The organism is Pelomonas aquatica, from assembly GCF_026712205.1.
Taxonomy (GTDB): domain Bacteria; phylum Pseudomonadota; class Gammaproteobacteria; order Burkholderiales; family Burkholderiaceae_C; genus Pelomonas; species Pelomonas aquatica.
The window spans coordinates 166,399-180,459 of record NZ_JAPPUW010000002.1 but is presented as its reverse complement, the minus strand read 5'-3'; the positions used below and the strand labels follow the sequence as shown (position 1 = coordinate 180,459).

Annotated in this window: 11 protein-coding genes; 9 read left to right on the top strand and 2 right to left on the bottom strand. The window is 68.7% G+C overall.

Features of this window, described 5'->3' with window-relative positions; all coding sequences use genetic code 11:
• The first annotated feature begins 55 nt into the window (after positions 1-55).
• Positions 56-3,919, top strand: coding sequence for a DUF3683 domain-containing protein (locus NYP07_RS03155; RefSeq protein WP_378990202.1), 3,864 nt, complete (start codon positions 56-58; stop codon positions 3,917-3,919).
• Positions 3,916-4,350: an HIT family protein gene (locus tag NYP07_RS03150; protein WP_268147332.1), complete on the top strand. Its 435-nt coding sequence runs from the start codon at positions 3,916-3,918 to the stop codon at positions 4,348-4,350. Before NYP07_RS03155 ends, NYP07_RS03150 begins: the two co-directional genes overlap by 4 nt.
• Here the strand turns inward: NYP07_RS03150 and NYP07_RS03145 are convergent.
• Together NYP07_RS03145 and NYP07_RS03140 are read right to left on the bottom strand one after the other, a co-directional pair.
• Positions 4,340-4,843, bottom strand: coding sequence for a hypothetical protein (locus tag NYP07_RS03145; RefSeq protein WP_268147330.1), 504 nt, complete (start codon positions 4,841-4,843; stop codon positions 4,340-4,342). The genes NYP07_RS03150 and NYP07_RS03145 overlap by 11 nt on opposite strands.
• A gap of 291 nt (positions 4,844-5,134) precedes the next feature.
• Complete coding sequence (locus NYP07_RS03140; protein WP_268147328.1) at positions 5,135-7,165, bottom strand: M13 family metallopeptidase; 2,031 nt, start codon at positions 7,163-7,165, stop codon at positions 5,135-5,137.
• Positions 7,166-7,277: 112 nt separating this feature from the next.
• Here NYP07_RS03140 and pstS point away from each other — a divergent pair, with 112 nt between their 5' ends.
• The 7 genes from pstS (at position 7,278) to NYP07_RS03105 (ending at position 14,061) form a co-directional block, all read left to right on the top strand.
• Entirely contained in the window at positions 7,278-8,324 is a 1,047-nt protein-coding gene (pstS, locus tag NYP07_RS03135) for a phosphate ABC transporter substrate-binding protein PstS (protein WP_268147326.1), read from the top strand.
• 131 nt (positions 8,325-8,455) lie between these two features.
• Complete coding sequence (locus tag NYP07_RS03130; RefSeq protein WP_268147324.1) at positions 8,456-8,848, top strand: gamma-butyrobetaine hydroxylase family protein; 393 nt, start codon at positions 8,456-8,458, stop codon at positions 8,846-8,848.
• A gap of 85 nt (positions 8,849-8,933) precedes the next feature.
• Entirely contained in the window at positions 8,934-9,665 is a 732-nt protein-coding gene (gene ubiE / locus NYP07_RS03125; RefSeq protein ID WP_268147322.1) for a bifunctional demethylmenaquinone methyltransferase/2-methoxy-6-polyprenyl-1,4-benzoquinol methylase UbiE, read from the top strand.
• Positions 9,666-9,922: 257 nt separating this feature from the next.
• Positions 9,923-10,894, top strand: coding sequence for an EpsD family peptidyl-prolyl cis-trans isomerase (locus NYP07_RS03120; RefSeq protein ID WP_268147320.1), 972 nt, complete (start codon positions 9,923-9,925; stop codon positions 10,892-10,894).
• Complete coding sequence (gene epsE, locus NYP07_RS03115; RefSeq protein ID WP_268147317.1) at positions 10,891-11,724, top strand: polysaccharide export protein EpsE; 834 nt, start codon at positions 10,891-10,893, stop codon at positions 11,722-11,724. Before NYP07_RS03120 ends, epsE begins: the two co-directional genes overlap by 4 nt.
• 14 nt (positions 11,725-11,738) lie before the next feature.
• Positions 11,739-13,157 carry a chain length determinant protein EpsF gene (epsF, locus tag NYP07_RS03110; protein ID WP_268147314.1) on the top strand — a complete coding sequence of 473 codons (1,419 nt, stop codon included), beginning with the start codon at positions 11,739-11,741 and terminating at the stop codon, positions 13,155-13,157.
• 22 nt (positions 13,158-13,179) lie between these two features.
• A complete protein-coding gene (locus tag NYP07_RS03105) occupies positions 13,180-14,061 on the top strand; it encodes a polysaccharide biosynthesis tyrosine autokinase (RefSeq protein WP_268147312.1) in 882 nt (293 codons plus the stop codon).

Below are 14,061 nucleotides of genomic sequence, written 5' to 3'. Positions count from 1 at the left end.
ATTCTGAGGGGAAAACCCCTGCGATACGATCCTTGGCCGCTCCCCCCTTTTCCCCATGAACGCACCGCATCCCCTGATGCCGGCCGCCGCTGACGCGACCGACACCACCGCAGGCGCGCCGCGCCTGCGTGAGATCCCCTACAACTACACCTCGTTCTCCGACCGCGAGATCGTCATCCGGCTGCTGGGCTCCCGGGCCTGGCAGCTGCTGGACCAGCTGCGGCTGGAGCGGCGCACGGGCCGCTCCGCGCGCATGCTGTACGAGGTGCTGGGCGACATCTGGGTGGTGCAGCGCAACCCCTATCTGCAGGACGACCTGCTGGACAACCCCAGGCGCCGGGCCCTGCTGATCGAGGCCCTGCATCACCGCCTGGCCGAGGTGCAGAAGCGCCGTGATCCGGCCAGCGACCCGCAGCGCGACGCCGCCGTGGGCGAGCTGCTGGACGCCGCGCGCGGCGCGGTGACCGAGTTCGCCAAGTTCTTCGACAGCGTCACGACGCTGCGCCGGCGCGCCGCCAAGACGCTGGCCCGCCACACCGCCAAGGACAACATCAAGTTCGACGGCCTGTCGCGCGTGTCGCATGTGACCGACGCGACCGACTGGCGCGTGGAATACCCCTTCGTCGTGCTGACGCCCGACACCGAGGCCGAGATGGCCGGCCTGGTGGCGGCCTGCTTCGAGCTGGGGTTGACGGTGATCCCGCGCGGCGGCGGCACCGGCTACACGGGCGGCGCGGTGCCGCTGGTGTGGAACAGCGCCGTCATCAACACCGAGAAGCTCGAGGCCCTGCGCGGCGTCGAGATGCTGAAGCTGCCGGGCCTGGACCGCGAAGTGCCGACCATCTTCAGCGAGGCCGGCGTCGTCACGCAGCGCGTGGCCGACCTGGCCGAGCAGCATGGCTTCGTCTTCGCCGTGGACCCGACCTCGGCCGAGGCCAGCTGCATCGGCGGCAATGTCGCGATGAACGCCGGCGGCAAGAAGGCCGTGCTGTGGGGCACGGCCTTGGACAACCTCGCCAGCTGGCGCATGGTGACGCCCGAGGCCAAGTGGCTGGAGGTCGTGCGCCTGAACCACAACCTCGGCAAGATCCACGACGTCGAGGTCGCGAGCTTCGAGCTGCGCTATTTCGATGCGTCGGGCAAGACGCTGGAGCGCAGCGAGCGCCTGGACATCCCCGGCCGGGTCTTCCGCAAGGAGGGCCTGGGCAAGGACGTGACGGACAAGTTCCTGGCCGGCCTGCCGGGCATCCAGAAGGAAGGCTGCGACGGCCTCATCACCAGCGCGCGCTGGATCGTGCACCGCATGCCGAGCGCCGTGCGCACGGTCTGCCTGGAGTTCTTCGGCAACCCCAGGGACTGCGTGCCCAGCATCGTCGACATCAAGGACTACATGTTCGGGGTCGCCGACCAGGGCGTGCTGCTGGCCGGCCTGGAGCACCTGGACGACCGCTACCTGAAGGCCGTGGGCTACGCGACCAAGAGCAAGCGCGGCGGCCTGCCCAAGATGGTGCTGGTGGGCGACATCGTCGGCGACGACGCGGATGCGGTGGCGCGTGCCACCAGCGAGGTCGTGCGCCTGGCCAACGGCCGTTCGGGCGAGGGCTTCATCGCCGTCAGCGCCGATGCGCGCAAGAAGTTCTGGCTGGACCGCAAGCGCACCGCCGCCATCAGCCGCCACACGAACGCGTTCAAGGTGAACGAGGACGTCGTGATCCCGCTGCCGCGCATGGGCGAGTACACGCTGGGCATCGAGCGCATCAACATCGAGCTGAGCCTGCGCAACAAGCTGGAGCTGGTGACGGCGCTGCAGGCGCTGTTCACGGCGGGCAAGCTGCCGCTGGGCAAGAGCGACGACGCGGGCGAGATTCCGACCGCCGAGCTGCTGGAAGACCGGGTTCAGCAGGCCCTGGCCCTGCTGCGCGAGGTGGGCGAGCTGTGGCAGCAATGGCTGAACGGCCTGGATGCTGGCTTCTTCGAAGGGCTGCAGACGCACGAGCTGCGCGCGTCGTGGAAGACGCAGATCTTGAAGCCCCTGCAAGCCATCTTCAACGGCGCCGCCTTCGAGCCGCTGATCGCCGAGTGCCGGCGCATCCACAAGGACGTGCTGCGCGGGCGCGTGTGGGTGGCCCTGCACATGCATGCCGGCGACGGCAATGTGCACACCAACATCCCCGTCAACAGCGACAACTACCAGATGCTGCAGACGGCCCATGAGGCCGTGGCTCGCATCATGACGCTGGCCCGCTCGCTGGACGGCGTGATCTCCGGCGAGCACGGCATCGGCATCACCAAGCTGGAATTCCTGACCGACGACGAGATCGCCAACTTTGAGGCCTACAAGGCCAGGGTCGACCCGGAAGGCCGCTTCAACAAGGGCAAGCTGATCCGCCACGGCGGGCTGGCGGCGGACCTGCGCAATGCCTACACGCCGTCCTTCGGCCTGATGGGCCACGAGTCGCTGATCATGCAGCAGAGCGACATCGGCGCGATCAGCGACTCGATCAAGGACTGCCTGCGCTGCGGCAAGTGCAAGCCGGTCTGCGCCACGCATGTGCCGCGCGCCAACCTGCTCTACAGCCCGCGCAACAAGATCCTGGCGACCTCGCTGCTGGTCGAGGCCTTCCTGTACGAGGAGCAGACGCGCCGCGGCGTGTCCATCAAGCACTGGCAGGAGTTCGAGGACGTGGCCGACCACTGCACGGTTTGCCACAAATGCGCGTCGCCCTGCCCGGTCAAGATTGACTTCGGCGACGTGACGATGAATATGCGCAACCTGCTGCGCAAGATGGGCCAGAAGAGCTGGCGCCCGGGCAATGCGGCCGCCATGTTCATGCTGAACGCGACCAACCCCGAGACCATCAAGCTGGCCCGCACGGCCATGGTGGGCGTGGGCTTCAAGGCCCAGCGCCTGACGGTGGACCTGCTCAAGCGCATCGGCCGCCGCCAGACCAGCGCGCCGCCGGCCACCGTCGGCCCGGCACCGGTCAAGGAACAGGTCATCCACTTCATCAACAAGAAGCTGCCGGGCGGCCTGCCGAAGAAGACGGCGCGGGCGCTGCTGGACATCGAGGACAAGAACTACGTGCCCATCATCCGCCCGCCGGCCACGGCGAGCGAGACCGAGGCGGTGTTCTATTTCCCCGGCTGCGGCTCGGAGCGTTTGTTCAGCCAAGTGGGCCTGGCCACCCAGGCCATGCTCTGGCATGCCGGCGTGCAGACGGTGCTGCCGCCGGGCTACCTCTGCTGCGGCTATCCGCAGCGCGGCTCGGGCCAGTTCGACAAGGCCGAGAAGATGATCACCGACAACCGGGTGCTCTTCCACCGCGTCGCCAACACGCTGAACTATCTCGACATCAAGACCGTCGTGGTGTCCTGCGGCACCTGCTACGACCAGCTGCAGGGCTACAAGTTCGAGGACATCTTCCCCGGCTGCCGCATCGTCGACATCCACGAATACCTGCTGGAGAAGGGCATCACGCTGGGCTCCAAGCAGAGCTATCTTTATCACGACCCCTGCCATTCGCCGATGAAGCAGCAGGAGCCGATGAAGACGGTCAAGGCCCTGGTCGGCGAGAACGTCGTCAAGAACGAGCGCTGCTGCGGCGAGAGCGGCACGCTGGGCGTGACGCGGCCCGATGTGTCGACGCAGATCCGCTTCCGCAAGGAAGAGGAGCTGCGCAAGACCGAGGCCCAGCTGCGCGAAAGCGGCAAGGTCGGCGCGCAGGACAACCTGAAGATCCTGACCTCCTGCCCGAGCTGCCTGCAGGGCCTGAGCCGCTACGGCGACGACCTGCAGAACGGCCTGCTGGAGGCCGACTACATCGTCGTCGAGATGGCCCGCCATATCCTCGGCGCCAACTGGATGCCGGACTATGTGGCCAAGGCCAATCACGGCGGCATCGAGCGGGTGCTGGTGTGAGCTGTGTTCTGTGCGATGCGGACGGCGGTCTCGTCGTCGTCCGCACGCCGAAGTTCCGCGTCGTGCGCGTCATCGATGGCGACGAGGCACGCCGCTTCCCGGCTTTCTACCGGCTCATCTGGACGGCGCATGCCGCCGAGTTCAGCGATCTGCCGGCCGAGGACAGGCAGGCCTGCATGGAGGCCGTCGCCCGGATCGAGCAGGTGCTGAGGTCGCTGCTCGCGCCGACCAAGGTCAACCTCGCGACGCTGGGCAATGTCGTGCCGCATCTGCACTGGCACGTCATCGCCCGCTTCGACTGGGACAGCCATTTCCCTGCCCCCGTCTGGGCGGCGCCGCTGCGCGATGAGGTGCCGGCCGGCGCGGCGGCGCGGCTGGCACAGCCGCTGCAGGCCGTGGATGCGGCCGTCGCCCGGGTCTTCAGCGGCTGACCTGGGAAACGCGGATGCCGACGCGCCGGGTGTCGGCCGTCTGCGCGTCGCCGTCGGGCGCCTTCGGGTCCACGAAGTCGACGCTGAAGCGGTAGACCTGGGCGCCGGCCACGGCCTGCGGGCCGCAACGCAGCCGGCGGACCGCGTGGCGCACGTCGCGCGCCGTCTCCATCGAAATGCCATGGGCCTGGACGGCGCTGACTTCGCCGTTTTCCATGACGAGCCGCACCTTCACCTCGCCGTAGCCGTCGCCGCGGAACCAGGTCTGCGCCAGCGGGCGGAGCAGCTGGTCTTCGATGTCGGTGCAACTGGCGTGAACGTCGTAGCGGACCGGTGCTTCCACGACATGGCCGCGCACTTCGACGCGCTCCATCTCGGTCGACTGGGCCAGCGCCGGGCCGGCGCTCAGGGCCAGGGCGATCGCGCAGGCGAGGCCGGCGAACAGGGTGTTGAGAGCGGGCGTGCGTTGGGCGATCGAGTAGCGGGTGGACATGACAAGCTCCTGTTGGGTGTCGGTGGGGTCAGGGGACGCAGCGCGTCGACCTGTTCTCAGGCTAGGCGTGTAACTGAGCGTGCCCAAGCTGGAGGCGATGAGATGCCTGTGCCATGCGACGGTCCGCGGAAAACCGCAGCTGAATTGCATGAAGTCGGTTTCGTGACGGCGGGGCTGTTCCGTGCCGCTCGTCATGGGGCGACGCGACGCGCATGACTTCCTTCACCGTTGAGCGTACAGGCCGGAAAGCAAAACGGGGCCCGCGGCCCCGTTGCTTTCGTCAGGTGCAGATCACCAGACCGTGACGGGGTCGCTCGCCACCATCGCGCTGCCCGGCCTGCAGCCGAAGGCCTGCGCGAAATAGGGCGAGTTGCTCATCGGCGTCAGCACGCGGTAGCGGGCCGGCGAGTGCGGGTCGGTGCGCAGCTGGTTGATGAGGAACTCGGGGCGCACCTTGTTGCGCCAGACCAGCGCATTGCTGAGGAAGAAGCGCTGTGCCGGCGTGTAGCCGTCGATCTTCTTCTCGGCGCCGCCATTGCGCTTCAAGGCCCGCTGCAGGCCTTCGAAGACCAGGGGCAGGCCCGACATGTCTGAGATGTTCTCGCCCAGCGTGAGGCGCCCGTTGATGGTGTAGCCCGTCAGCGGCGAGATTGCGCCGTAGCGTTCGGCCACCTTGTCGGCGCGGGCCTTGTAGCCGGCGGCGTCGGCCGGCGTCCACCAGTCGGTCAGCGCGCCGCCGGCGTCGAAGTTGCGGCCGCTGTCGTCGAAGTGGTGGGTGATCTCGTGGCCGATGACCATGCCGATGCCGCCGTAGTTGACCGCATCGTCGGCCGATGCGGAGAAGAAGGGCGGCTGCAGGATGCCGGCCGGGAAGGTGATCTGGTTCAGCCCGCCGGCGAAGGCGTTGACGATGTGCGGGCTGGTGCGCCAGCGGCCGCGGTCCACCGGCGCGTCCAGGTCCTTCATCTGCTGCCCGCTGTGCCACAGCGCGGCCCTGAGCCAGTTGCCGGCGTAGTCGTTGCTGCTCAGCTGCAGGCCGTCGAACTGCGGCCATTTGTCGGGGGCGCCGATCAGCGGCTGCATCTGCGCCAGCTTGTCCAGCGCCTTGGCCTTGGTGGCGGGCGTCATCCAGTCCAGCTTCTCGATGCGCGCCTTCATGCTGGCGCGCACGTCGTCCAGCAGTTGCAGCGAGCGCTTCTGGGCCTCGGGCGAGAACGCGCGGGCGACGAAGAGCTCGCCCAGGCCCGGCGCCACCGGTTCGCCGCCGGTGCGGCCGCCGATCTGCAGGATGACGTCCTCGCCGCGCGGCGCCGGTGCCTGCAGGCCGGTGATGGTCTTGCCGCGGTAGTCGAAATCTGCCGTCGAGAAGGCCTTGGGCAGGCGCGGCGACGCGGCATCGAGCACGCGCAGCGCCAGGTATTGGCGCCAGACCGGCAGCGGCGTGTCGGCGGCGAGCTGAGCGACGCGCGCGGCGAACTCGGGCTGGCCGACGATGACGCGCTGCGGCGCCTTGGCGCCCGCGGTCAGCACGGCGAGATAGGCGCCCCAGTCGAAGCCGGGCGCCGCGGCGACAAGCTCGGCGGGGCTCATCGGGTTGTAGCCGGCATTGGGGTCGCGCAGCCTGGCGCGCTCGCGCGTGGCCTCGGCGAGCCGGGTTTCGAAGGCGTCCAGCACGTCCAGCTCGGCCTCGCTGGCAGGCCGTTTCGCGGCGGCGAGCAGGGTTGCGGCGAAGCTGCGGTAGGCCGCCTTCACGGTGCGGGTGCGCTCGTCGTCGCGGAAATAGTCGTCGCGGTCCGGCAGGCCCAGGCCCGACTGGCTCAGGCCCAGCACATTGCGCCGCGTGTCCTTGCGGTCGGGCTGCACGCCGAAGGCGAGCGGGGCCGCAATGCCGCTGCGGTTCAGCAGCGCCAGCAGCGCGGGCAGGTCCTCGCGGCGCTGCAGGCCGTCGATGCGGTTCAGCAGCGGCGTCAGCGAGCTCAGGCCGCGGGCCTCGATGGCGGCCTCGTCCATGCCGCTGGCGTAATAGGCGGCAATGAGCCTGAGGCCGGGCGTCGTCTGCAGCGAGGGCGTCTCGGCCAGCTCCTTCAGCGCCTTCCCGAGCAGCGCGTCGTTGTTCTGGCGCAGCTGCTCGAAGCTGCCGATGCGGGCGCGGCTGGCGGGCAGCTCGGTGGCGGCCTCCCAGTTGCCGTTGACGAAGGCATAGAAGTCGTCGCAGGGCTGGACGTCCCTGGACAGGCCGCCCAGGTCGAGGGCGGGTGCGGCGGCGGCCAGGCCGAGCAGGGTGGCTGCGGCGGCCAGCCGGTGGCGGGCAAAACGGGACATGGGATGGGAGAAATAAGCCATGGAAACGCCAGATTAGATCGCCCGCCTCGGGTGGGCGCCGCAAGACACAGGGCATGATCGCGGGTTTTCACCAAGTCTCCAGCTTCCGGCCATGCCCGTTTTCCAGCGCCTGATCCCGGCCCTCGCGTCTTCGCTGCTGCTAGCCGCTTCCGCCTTTGCCCAGCCCGTGCAGGGGCAGGGCGCCACGTTTCCGTCCAAGGTCTACGAGACCTGGGCCAAGGCCTTCGAGAAGGCGGGCGGCGGCTTGGTCGCCTACAAGGGCACGGGCTCGGGCGACGGCATCAAGCAGATCACGGCCCGCAAGGTCGATTTCGGCGGCACCGATGCGCCGCTGCCGCCGGCCGAGCTGGCCAGGCAGCACCTGGTGCAGATCCCGATGCTGGTCGGCGGCGTCGTGCCCGTCGTCAACCTGCCGGGCCTGGGCGCGCCCCTCCAGCTGGACGGCGAACTGCTGGCCGACATCTTCCAGGGCCGCGTGAAGACCTGGAACGACGCGCGCATCGCGGCGCTGAACCCGGGCCCGGGCTTGCCGGCGCTGGCCATCAGGCGCGTCGTGCGCGGCGAGAAGTCCGGCACCAGCGAGGGCTTCAGCCGCTACCTGGCCGGCGCGTCGGCGGCCTTCAAGGCCGAGGTCGGCATCGGCCAGATGCCGGCCTGGCCGGGCGAGCCGCTGAAGGCCGAGGGCAACGACGGCATGGTGCAGGCGCTGCGCTCGACGCCGGGCGCCATCGCCTACGTCTCCTTCGACCGCGTGCTGCGCGACCGGCTGGCCGCCGTGAAGCTGCGCAACGCGGCGGGCAAGTTCGTGCTGCCCACCGAGGCGGGCTTCCGCGCCGCCATCCTGGAGAGCGACATGCACCGCCAGGGCGACGACCTCGCCACGCTGCTGGACCGCCCCGGCAACGAGACCTGGCCGATCACGCTGACCAGCTTCGTGCTCGTCGACGCCGAGCCGGCCACGTCAGGCAAGGTCGCGCCGACCTTGAAATACCTCTACTGGTGCTTCATGCACGGCGACGACCTGACGCGCGGCAGCGGGTTCGCGCCGCTGCCCGTCAGCGTGCAGTCGCGCCTGGCGGGCCGCTTCACGCAGGTCAGGCCCAAGGACGGCATCGTGCCGACCTATCTGGTGTTCTGAGTCCGGACCGAGGACAAGCCCTGCGGCTTGTCCGACGCCGGACGAAGGCCAGACGGCCTGCAAGCCGGCTGGCATGAGGCCCTGCGGCCCACAAGCCCTGCGGCTCGCAGGCCGGCACCTACACTTCGGGCATGCCCGCCCCCACCGAGATCACCGTCCACCAGCAGTCCCGCGTGCTGGAGATCGCCTTCGACGACGGCGCGCGCTTTCGCATCCCCTTCGAGCTGCTGCGCGTCTACAGCCCCTCCGCCGAGGTCATGGGCCATGGCCCGGGCCAGGAAGTGCTGCAGACCGGCAAGCGCGACGTGCTGATCACCGGCCTGGAGCCGGTCGGCCACTACGCCGTGCGCCCCGAGTTCTCCGACGGCCACGCCAGCGGCCTGTTCGCCTGGGACTATCTCTACAAGCTCGGCAGCCAGCAGGACGCGCTGTGGCGCGACTACGAGGCCAGGCTCGCCGCCGCCGGCAAGGGTCGCGACGACGCGATGCCGGCCAAGGCCGGCGGCAGCTGCCATTCGCATTGAAACAACCTCATGCCCCCAAGCTCGCATTCGCTCGCTGCCCCCCGTGGGGGCGCTCAGTGGCTTCGGGCGGCCGGGCGCCACTGACATGACACAGACGCACTTCGGTTACAGCACGGTCGACGAATCCGAGAAGGCCGGCAAGGTCCGCGGCGTCTTCGACTCCGTCGCGTCCAAGTACGACCTGATGAACGACGTGATGTCGGCCGGCCTGCACCGGGCCTGGAAGGCCTACACCGTGCAGGTGGCCAACCTGAAGCCCGGCGAGCGCGTGCTCGACATCGCCGGCGGCACGGGCGACCTGTCGCGCGCCTTCGCCCGCAAGGTGGGCGAGACGGGCGTCGTCGTCCACACCGACATCAACGAGGCCATGCTGCGCCAGGGCCGCGACCGGCTGCTGGACGAAGGGCTGATCCTGCCCACCAGCCTGGCCGACGCCGAGAAGCTGCCCTTCAAGAGCGAGAGCTTCGACCTCGTCAGCGTGGCCTTCGGCCTGCGCAACATGACGCACAAGGACGCGGCGCTGGCCGAGATGTGCCGCGTGCTCAAGCCCGGCGGCCGGCTGCTGGTGCTGGAGTTCTCGCGCATCGCCGAGCCGCTGCGCAAGCCCTACGACTGGTACTCCTTCAACATCCTGCCCAAGCTGGGCTCGCTGCTGGCCGGCGACGCCGAGAGCTACCGCTACCTGGCCGAGTCCATCCGCATGCACCCCGACCAGGCCACGCTCAAGGCCATGATGAAGACGGCCGGCTTCGGCCACGTCGACGTGCACAACCTCAGCGCCGGCCTCGTCGCGCTGCATGCCGGCATCAAGTGCTGAGAGCGGCCCGGGCGCCGGCCCCGTGGCCCGTCTGATCCGCTGAGGTCGAAGCCGCCGGGAAGGCGGCTTTCGCGGCCGTCCGCGCGCCGCCCCCGCGAACGTGGGGGTGGGGGAACTTCTGCGTCGAAACGGCTCTAACCGCGGGCTTGCGGCGAGGCTCGGCATGGGGTCCGGAACCCCCACAGAAGCTTCATATCCCACCGCTACACTCGTTTGCTTACCCGGGCTGGGAGCCCTTCCTCTGCATGACAAGGACCATGAAACAGATGGCAAAGCGACTGATCAACCCCCGGGCGCCGCAGCTGCTGGCAGCCGTTGCGACCGCTGTACTGCTCGTCGCCTGCGGCGGCGACAAGGGTGACAAGGCTTCCCAGACGGCCGCCAAGGTCAACAAGGAAGAGATCACCGTCCACCAGATCAATTTCGTGCTGCAGCGCCAGCCCGGGCTCAAGCCGGAGCAGGCCGAGGCCGCCGGCCGCCAGGTGCTGGAGCGCCTGATCGACCAGGAGCTCGCGGTGCAGAAAGCCCAGGAGCAGAAGCTCGACCGCGACCCGCGCGTCGTGCAGCAGATCGAGGCCGCCAAGCGCGAGATCATCGCCCGCGCCTATGCCGAACGCCTCGGCGAGGCCGTTGCCAAGCCGGCCAACGACGAGATCGCCAGGTACTACGCCGACAAGCCGGCCCTCTTCAAGGACAGGCGCATCTACAGCCTGCAGGAACTCAGCATCGAGGCCAAGCCCGAGCAGTTCGAGGCTATCCGTGCCAAGCTGAGCTCGTCCAAGACGATCGCCGAGTTCGTCGAATTCCTGAAGGGCAACGGCCTCCATTTCGCCGGCAACCAGGCCGTGCGTGCCGCCGAGCAACTGCCGCTGGCCAGCCTGGACAACATCGCGAAGATGAAGGATGGCGACTCCGTCCTCAGCCCCAACCCGACCGGCCTGACCGTGCTCTATCTGGTGGGCTCGCGCGCGCAGCCGGTCGACGAGGCCCAGGCCCGCCCCGCCATCGAGGCTTTCCTGCTGAACCAGCGCCGCGCCGAGGCCGTGCAGAAGGACCTGAAGGCGCTGCGCGACAGCTCCAAGATCGAATACGTCGGCAAGTTCGCGCAGCCGGCCACCGCGCCCGCGAGCGCGCCGGCCGTGACGGCGGCACCGGCTTCCGACGCGCCGGCGCCGGCCGCCAGCGGCCTCGACCCTGCCGCCATTTCCAAGGGCATGGGCCTGAAATGAGCCGCCTGCGTCTCTTCCTCATGGCCGCCGCGCTGGGCCTGGCCGGCCTGGCTGTCCAGGCCCAGCCGCAGGCCCGGGCCGGCGCGGCGGCGCTGGCCGAGTACCGCCTCGGCGCCGGCGACGTCGTGCGCGTCGTCGTCTATCAGAACCCCGACCTGACCCTCGAGACCCGCGTCTCCGAGACCGGCGTCATCAGCTACCCGCTGCTGGGCAATGTGCGCATCGGCGGCCTGGGCGTCGGCGCCGCCGAGCAGCTCATCGCCGACGGCCTGAGGAACGGCAACTACGTCAAGGCACCGCAGGTCACGCTCGTGCTGCTGCAGGTCAAGGGCAACCAGGCCAGCGTGCTCGGCCAGGTCAACCGCCCGGGCCGCTACCCGATCGAGACCGCCGACATGCGCATGAGCGACCTGCTGGCCACCGCCGGCGGCGTGGCCACCACCGGCGGCGACCTGGTCGTGCTGACCGGCACGCGCGAAGGCAAGCCCCTGCGTCTCGAGATCGACCTGCCGAACGTGTTCGGCCCCAACGGCGACCAGGGCCGCAGCAACGACGTGCTGGTGCAGAACGGCGACGTGCTCTGGGTCGACCGCGCGCCCATCGTCTACATCTACGGCGAAGTGCAGCGCCCCGGCCCGATGCGCCTGGAGCGCGGCATGACGCTGATGCAGGTGCTCGCCGCCGGCGGCGGCCTGACCCAGCGCGGCACCGAGCGCGGCATCCGCGTGCATCGCAAGGGCAGCGACGGCAAGGTGCAGATCGTGCAGTCGGCGATGGACGACGTCGTCAAGGATGGCGACGTGGTCTACGTCAAGGAAAGCCTGTTTTAAGGAAGTAGGCGAGCATGAATTTCGGACAATTTATCGCGGTGCTGCGCGCGCGCTGGCGGCTTGCGTTCGCGGTGTTTGCAACCACCGTGGTGCTCACGGTGGTGGTGAGCCTGCTGCTGCCCAAGCAGTACACCGCCGTTGCCTCAGTCGTCGTCGACCCCAAGCCGGATCCCCTGTCGTCGGTGCTGTCGGGTTCGCTGATCAACCCGGCCTTCATGGCGACCCAGGTCGACGTGATTCAGAGCGATCGCGTGGCGCTGCGCGTGGTGCGCGACCTGAAGCTGGCAGAGAACCCGACCATCCGCGAACAATGGCAGTCCGACACGGGCGGTGAAGGCGCGATCGAGAGCTGGCTGGCCGAAATCTTCCAGAAGAACCTGGACGTCAAGCCCTCGCGCGAATCGAACGTGATCAGCGTGTCCTATCGCGGCGCCGACCCGCGCTTTGCGGCCGGCATCGCGAACGCCTTCGTCGTGGCCTACAACGAGACGACGCTGGAGCTCAAGGTCGATCCTGCGCGCCAGTACAGCAGCTTCTTCGATCTTCGTGCCAAGGAAGCGCGGGACCAACTGGAGCAGGCGCAGTCCAAGCTCAGCCAGTTCCAGAGCGAGAACGGCGTGATCGCCGTCGATGAGCGCCTGGACGTGGAGAACGCCCGTCTGAACGAGTTGTCGACTCAATACGTCGGCCTGCAGTCACTGGCATCCGACTCGGTCAGCCGCCAGGCCGCTGCCCGTGGCAACGGTGCGGATCGCATGCAGGAAGTGCTGACCAACCCGCTGATTGCTGGTCTCAAGGCCGACCAGGCGCGGCTCGAGGCCAAGCTCCAGGAGCTCACCGCCAAGCTCGGCGACAAGAATCCCCAGGTCATCGAGATCCGCGCCAATCTGTCCGAACTCAAGACGCGCATCGACGGCGAAACCGTCAAGGTCACGAGTTCCCTCGGCATCGCCAACAACATCAACCAGCAGCGAGCCGGCGAGATCAAGGCCCAGCTCGAAGCCCAGCGCGCCAAGGTGCTGAAGATGAAGGCGCTGCGCGACCAGGGTGCCGTGCTGGCCCGCGACATCGAGAGTGCCCAGCGTGCCTACGACACGGTGCTGTCCCGGCTGACGCAGAGCAGCTTGGAGAGCCAGACTACGCAGAGCTACGTCAGCACCCTGACTCAGGCGACGCCGCCGCTGAAGCCCTCGTCGCCCCGCGTCGTGCTGAATGCCCTGCTGTCGGTCTTCGTCGGTGCGCTTCTCGCGCTGGCGACGGTCTTCAGCCTCGAATTCCTGGATCGCCGCGTGCGCACGCTGGACGACATCGAAGGCAGCCTTGGCCTGCCGGTCATCGGCACGATGCCGGCCAACAACAACATGCCCAAGCGCCCGTCCAGGGGGCTGAATCCCCTGTTGTCGGCAGCCGGTGGCTCGGCCGCGGCGAACTGAAATCCATCAGCCTCCTCCTACCATGCAAGACAACCAAGCGGATCGAGTCGACGCCGGCAAGGGCAACCGGGAACGGTCCATCGGCGCGATCATTGCCGAGACGAGGCACCTGACGGCTGATCAGGTCGAGAACGTCGTCGCCTATCAGAAGAAGCACGCCGTGCGTTTCGGCGAGGCCGCCGTGGCCATGGGCGTTGCGAGTGCCGACGACGTGATCTTCGCGCTGGCTCAGCAGTATCACTATCCGGTCGCATTCGACGAGCAGGCCCGGCTCAGCCAGGAACTGGTGGCGCTGAGCAAGCCCTTCTCGCGCCAGGTCGAGGCATTTCGCGACCTGCGCAGCCAGATCATCATGCGCGTCGACCCCAGCGTGGAGGGTGAGCGCCGTCCGCTGGCGGTGGTCAGCCCCGAGGTCGGTGACGGCAAGACCTTCGTGGCGGCCAATCTGGCGATCACGCTGGCGCAACTGGGCAGCCGCACGCTGCTCGTCGATGCCGACATGCGCTCGCCGCGCCTGCACGAGGTCTTCGGCCTACAGAACGCGGCCGGCCTGTCCAATATCCTGTCCGGTCGCGCCGAGAGCCAGGTCATCCAGCAAGCGCCGGGGGTGCCCAATCTGTTCGTGCTGCCGGTCGGACCGACGCCGCCCAACCCGGTCGAGCTGGTCGAGCGCCCGGCCTTCGGCCTGCTGCTCAACGAGTTGATCAGCAAGTTCGATTATGTGGTCGTCGACACCCCGGCGGCGGCCTACGGCTCGGATGCCGCGGTCATCGCCGCGCGTTGCGGTGCCGTGCTCGTCGTGGCCCGGCGTGACGAGTCGCGCGTCAAGGCGTTGGGCCAGTTGACCGCCCTGCTGCAGCAAACCCGCTCCAAGATCCTTGGCGTCCTCTTCAACGAGCATTGA

Excerpts from the sequence above, each read along its gene's own strand:
- NYP07_RS03155 (WP_378990202.1), top strand. The coding sequence starts at position 56 with ATGAACGCACCGCATCCCCTGATGCCGGCCGCCGCTGACGCGACCGAC.
- NYP07_RS03145 (WP_268147330.1), bottom strand. The coding sequence starts at position 4,843 with ATGTCCACCCGCTACTCGATCGCCCAACGCACGCCCGCTCTCAACACC.
- NYP07_RS03140 (WP_268147328.1), bottom strand. The coding sequence starts at position 7,165 with ATGTCCCGTTTTGCCCGCCACCGGCTGGCCGCCGCAGCCACCCTGCTC.
- pstS (WP_268147326.1), top strand. The coding sequence starts at position 7,278 with ATGCCCGTTTTCCAGCGCCTGATCCCGGCCCTCGCGTCTTCGCTGCTG.
- NYP07_RS03130 (WP_268147324.1), top strand. The coding sequence starts at position 8,456 with ATGCCCGCCCCCACCGAGATCACCGTCCACCAGCAGTCCCGCGTGCTG.
- ubiE (WP_268147322.1), top strand. The coding sequence starts at position 8,934 with ATGACACAGACGCACTTCGGTTACAGCACGGTCGACGAATCCGAGAAG.
- NYP07_RS03120 (WP_268147320.1), top strand. The coding sequence starts at position 9,923 with ATGAAACAGATGGCAAAGCGACTGATCAACCCCCGGGCGCCGCAGCTG.
- epsE (WP_268147317.1), top strand. The coding sequence starts at position 10,891 with ATGAGCCGCCTGCGTCTCTTCCTCATGGCCGCCGCGCTGGGCCTGGCC.
- epsF (WP_268147314.1), top strand. The coding sequence starts at position 11,739 with ATGAATTTCGGACAATTTATCGCGGTGCTGCGCGCGCGCTGGCGGCTT.
- NYP07_RS03105 (WP_268147312.1), top strand. The coding sequence starts at position 13,180 with ATGCAAGACAACCAAGCGGATCGAGTCGACGCCGGCAAGGGCAACCGG.